The sequence below is a fragment of the Mesorhizobium sp. M7A.F.Ca.CA.001.10.2.1 genome, from assembly GCF_003998575.1.
Lineage (GTDB): Bacteria > Pseudomonadota > Alphaproteobacteria > Rhizobiales > Rhizobiaceae > Mesorhizobium.
In genome coordinates this window covers 1-610 of record NZ_RZQY01001265.1, presented here as the reverse complement: position 1 = coordinate 610, position 610 = coordinate 1, and the positions used below count along the sequence as shown (strand labels likewise).

Genomic DNA, 610 nt, shown 5'->3' with positions numbered 1-610 from the left:
CGACCGGGCGGTGTCGATCGGCGCCGGCACGCTAGCGCTGTCGTCGAACGGCACGGTCACGCAGACGCGCGGACTAGCGGCGGCATCGCTGCTGCTCGGCGGCGCCGGCGACTTCAACTTGAACAATGGCGGCAACCAGATCGGCACGATCGCGGCCAATGCGGGATCCGTCAGTCTGTTCGACCTGGGTGGCTTTGTCGTCGGCGGCGTCATCAATGCGCGCGGCGTGGTCACGGCTGGTGCCACCACGACCGGCCAGGTCAAGCTTCAGACGACGGGCGACCTGACGATGGCGGTCGGCGCCAAGGTCAGCGGAATCGATCCGGTGCTGTCAGCCATGGGCAGGTTCGTCAACAACCGCGGCAGCGACGCTGTCACCGCAACCAGTGGCCGCTGGCTGATCTATGCGGCAAACCCAACCGGAAACACATTCGGCAATCTCGACAGCGGCAACACGGCGGTCTGGAACACGACGGCCGGCGCCACGGTGAGCGCGACCGGCAACCGCTACGTCTTTAACTATCAGCCGACGCTGACCTTGAAGTCCGAAAATGCGGCCAAGACTTATGGCGATACCGCCATGCCGGCACTGACCTATACGGTGTCGGGC

General features: G+C 65.2%; 1 pseudogene. It reads left to right on the top strand.

Going from position 1 to position 610, the window contains the following annotated elements:
• A pseudogene (locus tag EN964_RS38015) lies at positions 1-610 on the top strand (hemagglutinin); the annotation flags it as partial.